Origin of the sequence: Ideonella sp., assembly GCF_041914305.1 — a bacterium.
In the GTDB taxonomy this organism is placed as follows: Bacteria; Pseudomonadota; Gammaproteobacteria; order Burkholderiales; family Burkholderiaceae_C; genus Ideonella.
The window spans coordinates 45,850-63,191 of record NZ_JAYSDQ010000008.1 but is presented as its reverse complement, the minus strand read 5'-3'; the positions used below and the strand labels follow the sequence as shown (position 1 = coordinate 63,191).

At 69.2% G+C, this 17,342-nt stretch carries 14 protein-coding genes and 2 riboswitches; of the genes, 6 read left to right on the top strand and 8 right to left on the bottom strand.

Going from position 1 to position 17,342, the window contains the following annotated elements; genetic code table 11:
• Window positions 1-57 precede the first annotated feature (57 nt).
• The 4 genes from ACE3SG_RS12345 to ACE3SG_RS12330 all read right to left on the bottom strand — a co-directional run bounded on the left by ACE3SG_RS12345 (window position 58) and on the right by ACE3SG_RS12330 (window position 4,817).
• The gene (locus tag ACE3SG_RS12345; RefSeq protein ID WP_374565335.1) at window positions 58-1,263 is read right to left on the bottom strand and encodes a glycoside hydrolase family 18 protein; all 1,206 of its coding nucleotides are present in this window, start codon (window positions 1,261-1,263) and stop codon (window positions 58-60) included.
• Between the two features lie 232 nt (window positions 1,264-1,495).
• On the bottom strand, window positions 1,496-3,007 hold the full coding sequence (locus ACE3SG_RS12340; protein WP_374565334.1) for a putative bifunctional diguanylate cyclase/phosphodiesterase: 1,512 nt from the start codon (window positions 3,005-3,007) through the stop codon (window positions 1,496-1,498).
• Between the two features lie 63 nt (window positions 3,008-3,070).
• The gene (locus ACE3SG_RS12335; protein ID WP_374565332.1) at window positions 3,071-3,856 is read right to left on the bottom strand and encodes an enoyl-CoA hydratase; all 786 of its coding nucleotides are present in this window, start codon (window positions 3,854-3,856) and stop codon (window positions 3,071-3,073) included.
• 61 nt (window positions 3,857-3,917) lie between these two features.
• Window positions 3,918-4,817 (bottom strand): toll/interleukin-1 receptor domain-containing protein, encoded by a 900-nt coding sequence (locus tag ACE3SG_RS12330; protein WP_374565331.1) that lies wholly within the window; start codon window positions 4,815-4,817, stop codon window positions 3,918-3,920.
• A 69-nt stretch (window positions 4,818-4,886) separates the two neighbouring features.
• A riboswitch (glycine riboswitch) is annotated at window positions 4,887-4,981 on the top strand.
• Between the two features lie 16 nt (window positions 4,982-4,997).
• A riboswitch (glycine riboswitch) is annotated at window positions 4,998-5,112 on the top strand.
• Between the two features lie 51 nt (window positions 5,113-5,163).
• Here ACE3SG_RS12330 and gcvT point away from each other — a divergent pair.
• The 3 genes from gcvT to gcvP all read left to right on the top strand — a co-directional run bounded on the left by gcvT (window position 5,164) and on the right by gcvP (window position 9,783).
• Complete coding sequence (gene gcvT / locus ACE3SG_RS12325) at window positions 5,164-6,315, top strand: glycine cleavage system aminomethyltransferase GcvT (protein WP_374565330.1); 1,152 nt, start codon at window positions 5,164-5,166, stop codon at window positions 6,313-6,315.
• Window positions 6,316-6,420: 105 nt separating this feature from the next.
• Window positions 6,421-6,795: a glycine cleavage system protein GcvH gene (gene gcvH, locus ACE3SG_RS12320; RefSeq protein ID WP_374565329.1), complete on the top strand. Its 375-nt coding sequence runs from the start codon at window positions 6,421-6,423 to the stop codon at window positions 6,793-6,795.
• Between the two features lie 81 nt (window positions 6,796-6,876).
• Window positions 6,877-9,783, top strand: a complete 2,907-nt coding sequence (gene gcvP, locus ACE3SG_RS12315; RefSeq protein ID WP_374565328.1) for an aminomethyl-transferring glycine dehydrogenase — start codon at window positions 6,877-6,879, stop codon at window positions 9,781-9,783.
• A gap of 37 nt (window positions 9,784-9,820) precedes the next feature.
• Here gcvP and ACE3SG_RS12310 read toward each other — a convergent pair whose 3' ends face one another.
• Window positions 9,821-10,336: a hypothetical protein gene (locus ACE3SG_RS12310; protein ID WP_374565326.1), complete on the bottom strand. Its 516-nt coding sequence runs from the start codon at window positions 10,334-10,336 to the stop codon at window positions 9,821-9,823.
• Between the two features lie 124 nt (window positions 10,337-10,460).
• Here ACE3SG_RS12310 and ACE3SG_RS12305 point away from each other — a divergent pair, with 124 nt between their 5' ends.
• Window positions 10,461-11,852, top strand: coding sequence for an L-serine ammonia-lyase (locus ACE3SG_RS12305; RefSeq protein WP_374565325.1), 1,392 nt, complete (start codon window positions 10,461-10,463; stop codon window positions 11,850-11,852).
• Here ACE3SG_RS12305 and ACE3SG_RS12300 read toward each other — a convergent pair whose 3' ends face one another.
• Together ACE3SG_RS12300 and ACE3SG_RS12295 are read right to left on the bottom strand one after the other, a co-directional pair.
• Window positions 11,853-12,674, bottom strand: a complete 822-nt coding sequence (locus tag ACE3SG_RS12300; protein WP_374565323.1) for a response regulator — start codon at window positions 12,672-12,674, stop codon at window positions 11,853-11,855.
• Complete coding sequence (locus ACE3SG_RS12295; RefSeq protein ID WP_374565321.1) at window positions 12,671-14,179, bottom strand: PAS domain-containing sensor histidine kinase; 1,509 nt, start codon at window positions 14,177-14,179, stop codon at window positions 12,671-12,673. Before ACE3SG_RS12295 ends, ACE3SG_RS12300 begins: the two co-directional genes overlap by 4 nt.
• A 189-nt stretch (window positions 14,180-14,368) precedes the next feature.
• Here ACE3SG_RS12295 and ACE3SG_RS12290 point away from each other — a divergent pair, with 189 nt between their 5' ends.
• Window positions 14,369-15,076, top strand: coding sequence for a response regulator transcription factor (locus tag ACE3SG_RS12290; RefSeq protein ID WP_374565319.1), 708 nt, complete (start codon window positions 14,369-14,371; stop codon window positions 15,074-15,076).
• On the opposite strand, the gene ACE3SG_RS12285 is transcribed toward ACE3SG_RS12290, so the two are convergent.
• Window positions 15,077-16,510: a sensor histidine kinase gene (locus tag ACE3SG_RS12285; RefSeq protein ID WP_374565318.1), complete on the bottom strand. Its 1,434-nt coding sequence runs from the start codon at window positions 16,508-16,510 to the stop codon at window positions 15,077-15,079.
• A 137-nt stretch (window positions 16,511-16,647) separates the two neighbouring features.
• Here ACE3SG_RS12285 and ACE3SG_RS12280 point away from each other — a divergent pair, with 137 nt between their 5' ends.
• Window positions 16,648-17,331: a response regulator transcription factor gene (locus tag ACE3SG_RS12280; protein ID WP_374565317.1), complete on the top strand. Its 684-nt coding sequence runs from the start codon at window positions 16,648-16,650 to the stop codon at window positions 17,329-17,331.
• Window positions 17,332-17,342 lie beyond the last annotated feature (11 nt).

The following is a 17,342-nucleotide window of genomic DNA, read 5'->3' as shown; positions in this document are numbered from 1 at the left end:
ATCGGCGCCTTGCGATCGAGCGAAGACAGGGCCGACGCCCGACCGCACGTCAGCCCATCACTTCCAGGGCGATTCGTTCAGCAGCGGGTCCTTCACGAAGCCCAGCGTCGAGGCCGCCTTCGTGCCGATCGTGCCCGGCGAGCCGATCTGGGCCGAGCCGCAGCTGCCGTTGGCCGCCTTCAGCACGTTCCAAAGCATCGCGCCGTCGTGCGGGTTCTTGTTCGTGCTCTTGCTGTTCTTGACCGCGGCCGAGAAGCGCTGCACCGAGTAAGGGGCGTTCAGCGACTTGCCGTACTGGTCTTGCAGGATGCGCGAGCCGGTGCACTGCGCATCGGCGTTGTTGACGACCAGCAGCCCGCCGGCCCAGCCCTCGGGCGCCGACTCGAAGCCGATCGAGACCACCGTGTTCTTGCCCCACAGCTTGCGGTATTGCTTGTAGGCGACGACGCCGTCGTAGTGCTCGTAGCGGGCGTCGTACGACATCACGTTGACCACGTCGAACATCTTCGCCACGTCCGGGTAGTCACGGGCCAGCAGGCGCTCGCGGCCGGCGTTGCCACCCCAGTACGACAGCTTGCCGGCGCAATCGGCCATGTTGGTGGTGGCCGCGGTGCAGTCGGCACCGGTCGACCAGCCCGCCACGGTCAGGATGCGGCCGCCGCCGGCCTGATCCACCGCCTTGCGCATGGCCTTGGTGACGTTCGCATAACGCGCCACGTCACCGTCGGTCTCGTAGTCGACGTCCAGGCCGTCGAAGCCGACGTCGGTCATGATCTTGGCCAGCGCGTTGATGCGCGAGCCCGAGCCGGCCTGACCTTCGGCGGCGAGGCCGGCCCAGTCGTTGAAGCTGGCGCCGCCCACCGCGAGGACCACCTTGATCTTGCGCAGGTGCAGCACGTCGATCGCGGCCTTCATGTCCTTGGGCATCGCGGTGAATTCAAGGCCGGTGCCCGACCATGAATTGGCCGCCAGGCCGCCCCATGAGAAGTTCGGGTTCGCGAACGAGGCGACCACGTGCGTGTAGGTGGCCGGAACGCGGGCGAACTTGCTGACCGCGTAGACCTGGCCGGGCGTCTTGCCGGTGGCGTCGAACCAGTTGTCGCTCCAGCTGGGGTAGTAGCCGGTGTAGTAGCGCCCGTCGGGGTTGGTGCTCAGCGCTTCGGGCGGCAGGTCTGAGGCCAGTGCGGGCGCGGTGGCGGCGACGGCCGCCAAGGCGATCAGCGCGTGCCGGCAGAAGGCACGGGCGCGTGTGTTCATGGACATGGATTGCTCCTGTTCGATGCGAGGGGAAAAGGCGGCTCGGTGGCCCGAAGCCGGATTCGCCAATCGCCCTCCGCGGCAAGCCATGTGGAATGTCTGCTGGGTGCCTTCTACTGCCCACGGCGTCCGCCTGCGATTGGCGGACTGGAATCTAACCAATTAGGTACCGGTATGTCATTGGTATTTACCGGTTTAAACACTGGTAGCAATACCAGTTACCGGCCCTCACGCCGGTTCAGGTGCCGTTCATGTCGACCGGCCGAGTGTCGCCGAACAGCGAGGCGCGAAACTCATGCGCCTCGGCCGGCCGGTCGTCACTGGCCCACAGCTCCAGCGCCTGCGGCGACATCGGCTTGGCGAACAGGTAACCCTGCAGTTCGTCGCAGCCCATGTGCACCAGCACGTCGCGCTGGGCTTCGGTCTCGACGCCCTCGGCCACCACCCGCAGCCCCAGCGTGTGCGCCATCTGCACGATGGCCTGGGCGATCGAGCGGGCGTCGGGGCTGCCCTCCAGGTCGCAGACGAAGGCGCGGTCGATCTTCAGCTCGGCCGCGGGCAGGCGGCGCAGCGAGGCCAGGCTCGAATAGCCGGTGCCGAAGTCGTCGATCGACACGTGCATGCCCGACGCGCGCAGGCGCTCGAACGCGCGCCGCGTGACCTGCGTGTCCTCCATCGCCACCGACTCGGTGATCTCGCAGGTGAAGCGCTCGGGCGGCACACGGTGTTGGCGCAGCACCTGCTCGATGCGGTCGACGATGTCGTCCTGGCGCAGTTGGTAGCCCGACAGGTTCACGGCCACGCGCATGCGCAAGCCGCGCTTGCGCCACTGCTGGGCCTGGCGGCAGGCCTCTTCGATCACCCATTGGCCGATCGCGCCGATCAGGCCGTGGCGCTCGGCCAGCGGGATGAACAGGCTGGGCGGCACGGTGCCGCGCTTGGGGTGGTGCCAGCGCAGCAAGGCTTCGGCGGCCGTCACCTGCAGGCTGCGGGCGTCGATCTTGGGCTGGTACATCAGTTGGAACTGGCCGCGCTCGAGCGCGAGCCGAAGCTCCTGCAGCAGCTCGGCCTGGTCGCGCAGGCCGACACCCATGTCCGGGTGGTATTCGGTCTGGCCACCGCCGCCGCTGAGCTTGACGCTGCGCATCGCCAGCGTGGCATTGGGCAGCAGCAAGGGCCGCGACCCGTGCTCGGGGTAGTGGGCGATGCCGATCGAGCAGGTCAACGGCACGGCCTGCCCACCCACACGGACCGACTGCGACAGCGCCACCGCCACGCGTTGGGCCACGGCGTGGCCGGTGCTCAGGTCACCGGGCGCGATCAGCGCGAACTCGTCGCCGGCCACATGGCAGGCGGCCCGGCCCACGCACGCCACCAACTGGCGGGCCACGGCCTGCAGCAGCTCGTCGCCATGGTCATGGCCAAACGCGTCGTTGATCGATCGAAAGCCGTCGAGGTCCAGATACAGCAGGCTGAAGCCGAACCGGCCCTTGCCGCCGTGCGCCACGGCGTCGTCCAGCGCCGCTTCGAGCTGGGTGCGCGTCATCAGGCCGGCCAGACGGCCCTCCTGGTCGCGCTTGAGCAGATTCTGGTGGGCCTCGGTCAGGCTCGATTTCAACGCCGCGCCTTCGCGGCGCGCACGCCGAAGCTGGTGGCCCAGGTGGCCGGCCAGGCCGAGGCCCAGCAGCGTCGAGACGATCCATACGAAGTCGCGCGCTGTCCAGGCCGCTGCCGCCGAAGAAGGGTCCATCTGTCGGGTATCGACCAAGACCCCGCCGGGCTTGAGCCTTGATTCAAGGCCCCGCCCCGCGCGTTACCAGCGCGGCGGCCGCTTCTCGTTGAAGGCCTGCACGCCCTCCAGCGCCGATTCGTCCATCATGTTGCAGGCCATGGTGTGGCCGGCGTCGATGTAGGCGGCCTCCACGCCGGCTTCGAGCTGGCGGTAGAACAGCTCCTTGCCCAGCGCCACCGCCGCCCGCGGCTTGGCGACGATGCTGGCGGCCAGGCGCTCGACCTCGGCGTCCAGCCCGGCCGCATCGTCGGCCACCCGGTTGACGAGGCCGCGGCGCTGCGCTTCGTCGGCGCTGATGAACTCACCCGTCACCAGCATCTCGAAGGCCTGCTTGCGCGCCACGTTGCGGCTCAGGTGCACCGCCGGCGACGAGCAGAACAGGCCCAGGTTGACGCCACTGACGGCGAAGCGCGCGGTGCGCAATGCCACCGCCAAGTCGCAGGCGGCCACCAGCTGGCAGCCAGCCGCCGTGGCCACGCCCTGCACTTTCGCGATCACCGGGATCGGTAGTTGCTGGATCTGCATCATCACCTTCGCGCAGCGGCCGAAGAGGCTGCGGTAGTAGTCGAGCGATGGCTCGGCGCGCATCTCCTTCAAATCGTGCCCGGCGCAGAAGGCCTTGCCGGCGGCCGCCAGCACCAGCACGCGGGCCTGGGGGGCTTTCGCCAGCGCGTCCAGCTCGGTCTTCAGCGCGGCCAGCATCGCCTCGGACAAGGCGTTGAAGGCCTGCGGGCGGTTCAACGTCACGGTCACGATGCCGCGCGGGTCGTCGTGGCGCAGCAGCAGCGGGTCTTGTTCGGTCAGCATCGGCGGTTCCTTGCGGGTCTTTGGGATCGGGGTGTGGCCAGTCAATGTAGCCTTCAGCGCTTCAGCGCGGGGGTTCGGCGGCCACGCGCCGCGCCGTGAACGCCACCGGCTCGTTCGGGGCGCTGCCGCCTTCGGTCTGCATCACGAAGCGGATCTCGTCGCCCACCAGTTGCCCGCGGTAGTGGTGCAGCAGGTCCGGCCCGCCCATCTCGCTGGTGCGGGTGTCGAAACGCAGCCCGTCGCTGTCGACCTGGCCCGCCAGCACGCCGCGCGGCACGCCCAGGAACGACGCGCTGCCGCTCAGCGCCTGCCCCTGGCCGTCGAACTTGAAGTGCTCGACGCGCGGCGTGCCGGCCCAGGCGTAATGCAGCTCGCCCTGCCATTCACCATTGACCGCCGGCCGCGTGCGGTGGGCGACCCACCCGACGGCGGCCACGGCGAGCAGCAGGCCAGCGCCGGCCACCAGGCCCCAGCGGCGGCGGCCCGGCCGGGCCGGGGCACCCAAGGTGCCGGCCAGCGTGGCCACCAGGCGCTCGATGTCGGCCGCGAAACGGGTGTTGCCGAGCTCGATCGCCTGCAGCCCGGCCAGGGCCTGGATGTCGGCGGGCATCTCGGCGGCGGTGGGCATCGCCGCGCCGTCGAGCAGCACCGGGATCACGCGCAGGCCGCGCCGCAAGCCCGCGGCGATTTCGAGCCGCACGAAGTCGCCCGGGTCGCTCAGGCGCGGTGCGCCCCCCTCACGCTCGCCGCGCCAGCGCCGGCCGATCAGCACCAGCAGCACGCCGGCGCTGCCGACGGCGCGCTGGATGACCTCGGCAAAGCCCTGGCCGGCGGCGATGTCGTCCACATCCATGAAGACCCGGTCGGCGCCGAAGCGCTGGGCCAGCTCGGCACCGATCGCACGGGCGTAGCCGGCGCTGTCGTCACGGCGGTAGCTGATGAAGACCTGGGCGCTGGGCATCGGCGGGCGGGTTGAAGGCAAGCTTTGGCACTTCAGCATAGCGCCACGGCCACTGCCCTCGGGTACACTGCTCGCTTGCCAGGAGAGAGCCCCATCCGGGGCCGCCGAAGGCGCAGAGGTCGTACAGGCCTCGAACGCTCAGGCAAAAGGACTGGCAAGCGCTTCGCGTCAAGATGCGGAGCGTTCCTCACTGGAGAGAGATGGGTCATCGAGCCCATCCACCGAAGGGGCAAGCGGTGCCCGGCCACACGCCGACACTGTCAATCTCTCAGGTAAAGCGGACAGCGAGGGCAACTTCCGACCGATCAGGTTCCTTGGATTGCCCTCGACACAGGATAGACAAACGATGTCCTCCGCCGCACCCGCCGCCGATCTGCTGCAGACCCCGCTGCACGCCCTCCACCTCGAACTCGGCGCCCGCATGGTGCCCTTTGCCGGCTACGCGATGCCGGTGCAATACCCCGCCGGCCTGATGGCCGAGCACAAGCAGTGCCGCGAAGCCGCCGCGCTGTTCGACGTCTCCCACATGGGCCAGTTGCGCCTGATCGGTGCCGACGCCGCCGCCGCGCTGGAAACCCTGGTGCCGGTCGACGTGGTCGACTTGGGCCAAGGCAAGCAGCGCTACGCCTTCTTCACCAATGACCAAGGCGGCCTGCTCGACGACCTGATGATCACCCGCCCGCCGGCAGACGCGATGGCGAACTTCGGCGACCTGTTCGTCGTCGTCAACGCCGGCTGCAAAGATGCCGACATCGCGCACCTGAAGTCGAAGATCGGGCACCGCTGCGAAGTGCGCCCGCTGCCCGAGCGCGCGCTGCTGGCACTGCAAGGCCCGCAGGCCGCCCAGGCGCTGGCCCGGCTGAACCCGGGTGTGACCGCCCTCACCTTCATGACCGGCGGCGTGTTCACGCTGGCCAGCTCCGAATGCTTCGTCACCCGCTCGGGCTACACCGGCGAAGACGGCTTCGAAATCTCCGTCCACCAAGACCAGGCCATCCAGCTGGCCCGCGAGCTGCTGGCCCAGCCCGAGGTCAAGGCCGCCGGCCTGGGCGCGCGCGACACGCTGCGCCTGGAAGGCGGCATGTGCCTGTACGGCCACGACATCGACACCCGCACCACGCCGGTCGAAGCCGCGCTGACCTGGGCGATCCAGAAGGTGCGCCGCGCCGGTGGCGCCCGTGCCGGCGGTTACCCCGGTGCGGCCGTGATCGACGCCCAGCTGGCCGAAGGCGCCAAGCGCAAGCGCGTCGGCCTGGTCGGCCTGGAGCGCGCCCCGGTGCGCGAAGGCACCAAGCTGGTCGCCGCCGACGGCGCCGAGCTGGGCACCGTCACCAGCGGCACGCTGGGCCCGACCGTCAACCAGCCGGTGGCCATGGGCTACCTGCCCGCCTCGCACGCGGCCGTGGGCACCGAGGTGTTCGCCGAGGTGCGCGGCAAGCGGTTGCCGATGAAGGTGGCCGCCATGCCGTTTGCCCCGCACCGTTACTTCCGCGGCTGAGCCGGGCAGATCAGCCCGCCAACCAGGGTCTGCGGGCTTGACCGCCGGCCGGCCCTGAATCAACCTTCGCTTCCCAGTACACATTCCCCAAGAGGAGCCCTGCCCATGACGACCATGTTCACCGCCGACCACGAGTGGATCAACATCGAAGATCACGAAGCTGCTGTGGTCGGTATCACGCTGCACGCGCAAGACGCGCTGGGCGACGTGGTGTTCGTCGACCTGCCCGAAGTGGGCAAGACCTACAACAAAGGCGAGATCGCCGGTGTCGTCGAGTCGGTCAAGGCCGCCGCCGACATCTACATGCCGGTAACCGGCGAGGTCGTCGAGGTCAACGAAGAGCTGCGCGCCAACCCCGCGCTGGCCAACACCGACCCGATGGGCAACGGCTGGTTCTTCAAGGTCCACGTGACCAACATGGGCGAGTTCGACCAGCTGATGGACCCGCCCGCCTACGACGCCCTGCTGAAGACGCTCTAAGCCGCCCTTCTTCCGCTCTTGTTGCCGGCCGGCGCCGCCTGTGCGCCGCGCCCGTCTGGCCCCTGCTGTTTCTCCCGCGCCATGCTGATGCACGCCCACACCCCTCTCGACGCCCTCGAAAACCACGGCGAATTCGTCGCTCGCCACATCGGCCCCGATGCCGCCGACGAGGCGCACATGCTGAGCGTGATCGGCGCGGCCTCGCGCCAGGCGCTGATCGACGCCATCGTGCCGCGCTCGATCGCCCGGGCCACGCCGATGGCGCTGCCCACGGTGGCGAGTGAAGCCGAGGCGCTGGCCGAGCTGCGCGCGGTCGCGGCGCTGAACCAGGTCAAGAAGAGCTTCATCGGCCAGGGTTACCACGGCACGCACACGCCGGGCGTCATCCTGCGCAACATCCTCGAGAACCCGGCTTGGTACACCGCCTACACGCCCTACCAGGCCGAGATCTCGCAAGGCCGCATGGAGGCGCTGGTCAACTTCCAGACCATGGTCGCCGAGCTGACCGGCATGGCGATCGCCAACGCCTCGATGCTCGACGAAGCCACCGCCGCCGCCGAGGCGATGACGCTGGCCAAGCGCAGCGTCAAGAGCAAGAGCAACACCCTGATCGTCGCCGGTGACTGCCACCCGCAGACGATCGAGGTCGTCAAGACCCGCGCCGAGCCGCTGGGCATCGAGGTGATCGTCGGCTTCGCCCCGAAGCTGATGGAAGAGCACGACTACTTCGCCGTGCTGGCCCAGTACCCGGCCACCGATGGCCTGGTGCACGACATGCGCGAGTTCGTCGAGAAGGCGCACGCGAAGAATGCCGCCTTCATCGTCGCCGCCGACCTGCTGGCGCTGACGCTGCTGGCGCCCCCGGGCGAATGGGGTGCCGACATCGTGATCGGCAACACCCAGCGCTTCGGCGTGCCGATGGGCGGTGGCGGCCCGCACGCCGCCTTCATGGCTTGCCGCGACGAGTTCAAGCGTTCGATGCCCGGCCGCCTGGTCGGCGTCAGCGTCGACAGCCACGGCAACCCGGCCTACCGCCTGGCGCTGCAGACGCGCGAGCAGCACATCCGCCGCGAGAAGGCCACGTCGAACATCTGCACCGCGCAGGTGCTGCTGGCCGTCATCGCCAGCATGTACGCCGTCTACCACGGCCCCGAAGGCCTGAAGCGCATCGCCAACCGCGTGGCCAGCTTCACCGCCATCCTGGCCGAGGGCCTGGCCAAGCTGGGCCTGAAGGTCACCAACCCCTACGCCTTCGACACGCTGACGATCGAAACCGGCGATCACACCGAAGAGGTCATCGGCCGTGCGCTGGCCGGCGGTGCCAACCTGCGCCGCCTGTCGCCCAGGCACGTCGGCGTGACGCTGGACGAAACGACGACGCGCGAAGACGTGGCCGCGCTGTGGAGCTGGTTCGCCACCGGCGGCCAGGCGCTGCCGAAGGTCGACGACTACGCTGCCGGCATCGCGCTGCGCCTGCCCGAAGCGCTGCGCCGCACCAGCGCCTTCCTAACGCACCCGGTCTTCAACACCCATCACAGCGAAACCGAGATGCTGCGCTACCTGCGCCGCCTGTCGGACAAGGACCTGGCGCTGGACCGCAGCATGATCCCGCTGGGCTCGTGCACGATGAAGCTGAACGCGACCAGCGAGATGATCCCCATCACCTGGCCCGAGTTCGCCCACGTGCATCCGTTTGCCCCGGCCGACCAGCTGAAGGGCTACGCGCTGCTGAACGAGCAGCTCACCGGCTGGCTCTGCCAGGCCACCGGCTACGCCGGCATCAGCCTGCAGCCCAACGCCGGCTCGCAGGGCGAGTACGCCGGCCTGCTGGCGATCCGCGGCTGGCACAAGTCGCGTGGCGAAGGCCACCGCAAGGTCTGCCTGATCCCCGAATCGGCGCACGGCACCAACCCGGCGTCGGCCCAGATGGCGGGCATGCAGGTGCTGGTGGTGAAGTGCGACGCCAACGGCAGCGTCGACCTCGACGACCTGAAGGCCAAGTGCGAGCAGCACAAGGATGATCTCGCCTGCATCATGATCACCTACCCCTCCACCTACGGCGTGTTCGAGCCGCGGGTGAAGGAGCTCTGCGCGATGGTCCACCAGTACGGTGGCCGCGTGTACGTGGACGGCGCCAACATGAACGCGCTGGTCGGCGTGGCCGCGCCGGGCCAGTTCGGCGGCGACGTGAGCCACCTGAACCTGCACAAGACCTTCTGCATCCCGCACGGCGGCGGCGGCCCCGGCGTCGGCCCGGTCTGCGTGGTCGAAGACCTCGTGCCCTTCTTGCCGGGCCACGCTACGGCCGGCCAGATGCGCGAAGGCGGCGTGGGCGCGGTGTCTGCCGCGCCGCTGGGCAATGCCGCCGTGCTGCCGATCAGCTGGATGTACGTCCGCATGATGGGCGCCGAAGGCCTGAAGCAGGCCACCGAGGTTGCGATCCTGAGCGCGAACTACGTGGCGGCGAAGCTGTCCGACCACTACGACATCCACTACAGCGGCGGCATCGCCGGCGTGAAGGGTGGCGGCGTGGCGCACGAGTGCATCCTCGACCTGCGGCCGCTGAAAGAAACGTCCGGCATCAGCGCCGAAGACGTGGCCAAGCGCCTGATCGACTACGGCTTCCATGCGCCGACGCTGAGCTTCCCGGTGGCCGGCACGCTGATGGTCGAGCCGACCGAGAGCGAGCCGCTGGTCGAGCTCGAGCGTTTCTGCCACGCGATGATTTCGATCCGCGAAGAGATCCGCAAGGTCGAGACCGGCGCCTGGCCGAAAGAAGACAACCCGCTGAAGAACGCGCCGCACACCTCGCAAAGCCTGCTGAAGGCCGAGTGGCCGCATGCCTACAGCCGCGAAGAGGCCGCCTACCCCGTGGCCGAGCTGCGCCAGCAGAAATACTGGTCGCCGGTCGGCCGGGTGGACAACGTCTACGGCGACCGCAACCTGTTCTGCTCGTGCGTGCCGATGAGCGAGTTCGCCGCCGACTGAGCGGTTGGCCAACGCCGTGTGGTCGACCCGCCCTCGCTCACTTCGGCAGCTGGATATCGGCCTCGCACGCCGCGAAGTAGTCCCCCAGGGCGCCGTCGGCCAACGCGTCGAGGTCGGTGCGCGAGCGCATCTTGAAGCGGCCGGTCGCCCCCTGGTAGCGGCCGGTGCCCGACAGCACCTGCCCTTCGGCCTGGTACTCGCCGCGCGCGGCGCGCCCTTCCGGCGTCACACGCACCACCGTGCGCGCCTGCAGCACCAGGGTCGAGCCGTCTTCAAAGCGGTAGTTGAAGTCGTTCTGCACCGTCATCTGGCCGTCTTGTGGCGGGGCCAGCGGGGTCAGGCGAACCGTCATCAGCGCCGGCTCGCCGGTGCCGAAGATCACCACGCCGCGGCGCAGCGCGCTGCGCCCTTCGCTGCCGGCCTGCACCGAGGTCTGGCGCCAGGTCAGGGTTTCGGCACCGGCGGGCAGCGCCCAGGCACCCAGCCACAGGCAGCAGGCCATGCCGGCGGCAGCCATCGGCCGCGGCGAACGAAATCTGCGGATCACGCTCATCACAATCTCCTCGTTAAATCGATGCAAGGGGGCCGCGCCCCCTTTTCATTGAGCACCGGATCACCACCATCCGGCTTGCTCGAAATCAACCAATGCTTGCTGCCGTGCAGCCCGGAGTGACCCCATGGCCGTCTCTGTCTTCGACCTCTTCAAGATCGGCATCGGGCCGAGCAGCTCTCATACCGTGGGGCCGATGCGCGCGGCGCGCCTGTTCGCAGTGCGGCTGCGCAGCGAGCGGCTGCTGACGAAGACGGCGCGTGTGCGCTGCTGGCTCTACGGCTCGCTGGGCGCCACCGGCAAGGGCCACGGCAGCGACAAGGCGGTGCTGCTGGGCCTGGCCGGCCACGAGCCGGACACGGTCGACGTGGACGCAGTGCCCGCGCTGATGGACACCATCCGCAGCAGCAAGCGCCTGGCGCTGCTGGGCGAGCACGAGGTGGCGTTCGACGAGCCCGAAGACCTGGTCTTCCGCCGCCGCGAGACCCTGCCCTTCCACGCCAACGGCATGCGGCTGGTCGCCTACGACGCCGAAGGCCACGAGATCGAGAACCGCACCTACTACTCGGTGGGCGGGGGCTTCGTCGTCAGCGACGAGGTGGCCGCCGACGGCAGCAAGCAAAAGGTCATCGCGCCGGACGCGACCGTGCTGCCACTGCCCTTCCGCTCGGGCGCCGAGCTGCTCGAGGTGTGCGAGCGCGAGAAGCTGACGATCGCGCAGGTGATGCGCGTCAACGAGCGCCACTGGCGCACCGACACCGAGATCGACGCCGGCCTGCTGCGCATCTGGCGCGCGATGCAAGACTGCGTCGCCCGCGGCCTGAAGACAGACGGCATCCTGCCCGGCGGCTTCAAGGTCAAGCGCCGCGCGGCCCAGCTCTACCGCGACCTCACGGCCAACCCCGAGGCTGCGCTGCGCGACCCGCTGCAGGTGATGGACTGGGTCAACCTCTACGCGCTGGCCGTCAACGAAGAAAACGCCGCCGGTGGCCGCGTGGTGACCGCGCCGACCAACGGTGCGGCGGGCATCGTGCCGGCGGTGCTGCACTACTACAGCCGCTTCGTGCACGGCGCCACCGACACCGGGGTGATGGACTTTCTGCTCACCGCGGCGGCGATCGGCATCCTCTACAAGGAAAACGCCAGCATCTCGGGCGCCGAGGTCGGCTGCCAGGGCGAAGTGGGCGTGGCCTGTTCGATGGCCGCCGGCGCGCTGGCCGCCGTCACCGGGGGCTCGCCGGAGCAGGCCGAGAACGCGGCCGAGATCGGCATGGAGCACCACCTGGGCCTGACCTGCGACCCGGTCGGCGGGCTGGTGCAGATCCCGTGCATCGAGCGCAACGCGATCGCCTCGGTCAAGGCGATCAACGCCGCGCGCATGGCGCTGCACGGCGACGGCACCCACCACGTGAGCCTGGACAAGGTCATCAAGACCATGCGCGAGACCGGCGCCGACATGCAGACCAAATACAAAGAGACCGCGCGCGGCGGCCTCGCGGTCAACATCGTCGAGTGCTGATCAGGCCGCGCTGACGCTGTCGTCCAGGCAGCGCCGGATCTCGTACAGCAAGGTCTGCGAATCGATCGGGCGCCGCAGGTAGCGCCTGGCCCCCAGCGCCAGGCCGCGGGCACGGGCACGCTCGTCCCAGTGCGTGGCCGACAGAAACAGAAACGGGATGTCGCGCAACGCCGGGTCGGCCTTGACCTCGGCGATGAAGTCGAAGCCGCTGCCGGTGGGCATGCCGACGTCGCTGATGATCAGGTGCGGCCGTTCGGCCTGCGCCAGGGCCATCGCCACGGCCGGTGTCTGCGCCGTCAGCACCCGGTAGCCCAGCGGCTGCAGCAGGTCGCGCTTGAGCTGCAGGTTGGACGGCGTGTCGTCCAGCACCAGGATCGTCTGCCCCGCCGGCGGCGGTGGCAGCGGCGCCGGTGCGGGCGCCGGTGCAGCCTGCGGCGGTGGTGTCTCGAGGCTGGGCACGATGTTTTTCAACGCCGCGATGAACTCCACCGGCTCGATCGGCTTGGACACATAACCATCGAAGCCTGCGGCCAGGATGCGATCGCGATCGCCCACCATGGCCAGCGCCGTCACGGCCACCAGTGGCACCGCCGCCCAGGCCGGCTGCGCCTTGACCTGCCGCGCGAACTCGTAGCCGTCCATCACCGGCATCTGGATGTCGCAAAGGATCGCGGCGAAGTCGTGGCGCTGCGCCAGCAGCTTCAGCGCCTGTGCGCCGTTTTCGGCCGGGCAGGTTTCCCAGCCCGCGCTCGTCAGCAGGTAGCCGATCAACGCGAGGTTGATGGCGTTGTCGTCGATCACCAGCAGGCAGGGCTTGCTCATGGCGTGACCTCCGCGGCCGGGCCGGCCCCCATCAGCGAGAGCCAGAACCGGCTGCCCACGCCCGGCTCACTGCTCACCTCGATCGTGCTGCCCTGCAACTCGGCCAGCTTGCGGCACAGGTACAGGCCCAGCCCCGAGCCCTCGATGCTCGCGCGCTTGCTCGAATCGCCCACCTGGGTGAACGCCTGGAACAGCTGGGCCAGGTCGTCGGCCGACATGCCGACCCCCGTGTCAGCCACGCCCAGCACCACGCGCGGTGCCCCATCGGCGCCCAGGCCCTGCTCGACGTAGACCTCGACCCGCCCTCGTTCGGTGAACTTGATCGCGTTGTTGGCCAGGTTGATCAGGATCTGCTGCAGCGCACGGCGGTCGGCCATCACCATGACCTCGCCCGCCGGCAACCTGGTCTGCAGTTGCAGGCCCTTGCTGCTGGCACTGGGCCCGAGCGTGGTGACCACCTCTTCGACCAGCGCATTGCAGTCGATCGGTACCAGGTGCATCTGCATGCCGCCCGAATCGATCTTGGCCAGATCCAGCAGGTCGTTGATCAGCGACAGCAGGTGCTTGCCGCTGGACTGCACCATGTTCAGCTGCTTGTCCTGGTCCAGCGTCAGTGGGCCCGGCAGGCGCATCAGCAAGATGCCGGTGAAGCCGATGATCGCGTTCAGCGGCGTGCGCAGCTCGTGGCTCATCGTGGCCAGGAAGCGGTCCTTGGCCTTGTTGGCGCGCTCCAGCTCGAGGTTCTTTTCTTCCAGCGCCCGCTCGACCCGGCGCCGCTCGCTGATGTCGCGGATGGCACTGAGGCCGAACTGGCCGACATCGGTGCGCAGCGGGCTCAGGCTGATCTCGACCGGAAACTCTTCGCCGCTCTTGCGCCGGCCGTAGAGATCGAGCCCCTGCCCCATCGGCCGGGTGTGCGGGCGGCTCATGTAGCGCTCGCGGTGGCGCCCATGGCCGGGCCGAAAGCGCTCGGGCAGCATCATCTCGAGCGGCCCGCCGACCAGCTCGCGCGCCTGGTAGCCGAACATGGCCTCGGCCTGCCGGTTCACCAGCGCCACGCGGCCCACCTCGTTGACCACCACCACCGCGTCGGGCATCGAATCGAGCAGCTCGCGGTAGCGGGCCTCCAGCAGCTGCGCGTCGCGGCGGGTGCGCAGCTGGGTCACATCAGCCAAGTTGTAGACCTCGCCCAGCAGCTGGCCATCGCCCGCCCGCAGGCGGCGCGAGGCCACGTTGATGTACAGCAGCGCACCATCGGCGCAGCGGGCGATCGTGTCGAACGATGCGTCGCCGCCCGCCAACGGCTGGTGCTCGCCCGCCTCTTCGTCATGCTCGGGGCGAAGGATCAGGTCAAACAAGCGCTGGCCCAGGGCCGCACTGCGGGGGTGGCCGAACATGGCCTCCGCGGTGCGGTTCCAGAACTGGATCAAGCCGTCGGGGCCCAACAAGACGATGCCGTCGGGCGAGTCTTCGGCAATGCATTCAAACAATGCCGCGTCGATCATTTGTGCCGTCCCTTGCGCCGGTTATGTTTATAGGCGCTGCTTGATTCTTGTCCTTTCCCCGCTCGAGCGTGTGGCTTGTCCGGACTTGAGGTAGGGGCTTGCACGAGGGGTTTGCCCGAGGTGGCTGCCTGATTTTTCTTGCATGCCTAGAATCAATCTGACTTTCCCCTCAGCAGTCATCGGCCGCCCATGCCCCACACCGAGCCCAATGCCCTGCCCGCGTCGATCGCACTGATCGATGACGATGTCGAGTACACCGAATTCCTGGCCCAGCATCTGCGCAGCCTGGGCATCCAGGTCCACCGCTTCGCCGACAGCAACGAGCTGCTCGCCGACACCGCGCCCTTCAGCTACGGCTTCTACCTGGTCGACCTGATGCTGCCCGGCATCGACGGCGTCGAGCTGATCCGCGTGCTGCGCCGCCGCACCCATGCCGGCGTGCTGGTGGTGTCGGGCCGCGTGGCCGAAGACGTGTTCTCGTCGGTGGTCGATGCCGGTGCCGACATGCACCTGGCCAAGCCCGTCACTTTTGACCAAGTGGTGGTCGCGATCCGCGCGGTGCATCGCCGTGTGGTGGCCACCGAGTCTGGCTCCAAGGAATGGGTGCTGGACCGCCATGCCGGCCAGCTCGTCGCGCCAGACGGCGTGCGGGTGGACCTGAGCGAAGGTGACCTGGTGGTGATGGAGTGCTTCGTCGAAGCCGATGGCCAAACCGTCACTCGTGAGCTGCTGTGCCGCCGCCTGGGCCGGCCGGTGAGCGAAGAACCCGACAACACCTTGAGCGCCACGCTCTACCGCCTGCGCCGCCGCATCGAGCGCGCCACGCCGGTGGTCGTGCCAATGCAGTCGCAGTCGCGCGTGGGCTATGTGTTTCGTGCGCCGCTGAGAAGCGTCTGATCAGTCCACCAGTGGAAGCCAAAGCCTGAACACGCTGCCAGTGAGCTCATTCGGCGACCAGCTCGCCTGCCCGCCATGGCGCAGCATGATCTGGTTCACCACATAGAGCCCCAGCCCGTGGCCGGGCAGGCCGTGGTCGCCGCGGAATCCGCGCTCGAACAGGTGATCGCGCAGCGCCGGCGACACGCCCGGCCCTTCGTCGCGCACCTCGAACACCAGGCCCAGCGGCTCGTCGCTGTCGCTCACCTGCAGGGTCACCGTCGAGTCGGGCGGTGAGTAGGCCAAGGCGTTGGCCAGCAGGTTGCGCAAGGCCAGGCGCATCAGGCCGATGTCCATCGCCGCGGTGCGGGCGTGGGCCGAGCTCTGCTGGCGAATGCGCAGGCGCTGCCGCGCGTCCAGATCGCCCAGGCTCAGCTCGACCAGCATGTTGACGTCGGCATCGCGCGGCGCCAGCGGCTGCCGGCTGGCCAGCACGGTGGTGGCGGCCAGCGTGTTGTCGATCGACCCGACGATGTGGCCGATGACCTTTTGCGCCCGCTGCAGGCGGGCCTGCACCTCGCCGCGGTCGGCCAGGGCGTCGGCGTGCAGCGCGGCGTCGGCACTCTGCAGCGCGGCCGAGGCGTTGTTCAAGGGCTGGCGAACCTCGTGGGCCAGCACGCGCACGAACTCTTCGCGTTCGGCCAGGCGCTCGGCCAACGCCGCAGCTTGCGCCTCAGCGGCGCTGCGTTGCGCCTGGACCTGCGCCAGGTCGCGCGCCTGGGCCTCTCGGCGGATGCGGGCACGCTCGAGCGCCATGCCGACGTAGCCGACGTTGCCGAAGATCCCGGCGGCCAGCCCGCCGGTGAGCACCAGCACCAGGTCGAGCGTGGGGGCCAGCGTCGGCGGCACATGGGTGCCCGTCACCAGCGCGAACAGGCCCCCCACCAGCCGCAGCAGATAGGTCGCGCCGTAGAAGGCGTAGGAGATGCCGATCAGCTCGGCGCCCCGGCCATGCGGTTGGCGCCCCAGCTCGCGCGACAGCAGCGCGAGCCAGGCCGAGGCCCCCACCATCAGCAAGCTGGTCACCGGCCGCCGCCAGGCCGGGCCGGGCCACCCTGCCAGCAGCGACATCAGCATCGCCAGCGCCGTCACCAGCATCACCATCGGCCAGCGGTCGCCGCGGCCGTTCTCGCGGAACAGCGCGCACACCCGCAGCCCCAGGCCCAACAGCGCCAACGCCACCGGCACCAGCGTGGTCCAGTAGATCGGCAGGTTGCCGCGCATCGAGAACATCAGATAAACGAGCCCGATGATCACACCGCCACCGCACCAGAGCCCGATGGCCGTGGCTTCGTGGTGCGGCCGCAGGATCATCCAGACCAGGCCCGACATCAGCAGATAGACCACGCCCAGCAGGTACAGCGCGGTGTGCGTGTCCAGCGGGACCAGGGGCATGACGAGGGGTTCGAACAAGGTGCGGCGCCGCGGCGGCGAGAAACCAAAGGCAGGGGCATTCTGGGGCCGCCCCGGGCACACGGCCCTGGGGTGAGCCCACATGGCCGGCGCACCCGCGACACGTTAAGCTTTCAAACATGAACTTGTTGCTCGCTGAAGACGACGCGATCCTGTCGGACGCCCTCTCCGCCCAGTTGCGCGAGGCAGGTTTCGAAGTCGAGCACGCGCCCAATGGTGCGGTGGCCGAATACCTGCTGCTGAAGCAGCCGTTCGACCTGGCCATCCTCGACCTGGGGCTGCCGCTGGTCGATGGGCTGACGGTGCTCAAGCGCGTGCGCGCCGCCAAGCCGGCGCTGCCGGTGCTGGTGTTGACCGCGCTCGACAGCCTGGACGACCGCGTGGCGGGCCTGAACGCCGGCGCCGACGACTACCTGACCAAGCCCTTCGACTTCCCCGAGCTTGAGGCCCGCCTGCGCGCCCTGCTGCGCCGCACCCGGCCGCTGGGCAACTCGGCCGAGCTGGGCCACCTGAGCTTCGACCGCGACACCCGCCGCGCCGCCGTGCGCGGCGAAACACTCGACCTGAGCCCGCGCGAGTGGATGCTGCTCGACCTGCTGCTGTCGCAGCGCGACAAGGTCGTCACCAAAGACCAGATTCAGCAGGCCTGGGCGCTCGACCGCACCGAGGCCGCCAGCGGCACCAACTCGATCGAGGTCTACATCCACCGCCTGCGCCGCAAGCTGGAGCAATCGGCGCTGGCGATTCGCACGGTGCGCGGCCTGGGCTACCTGCTCGAGGCCGAGGCCGACCAGGTGTCCTGACCGCCCCATCA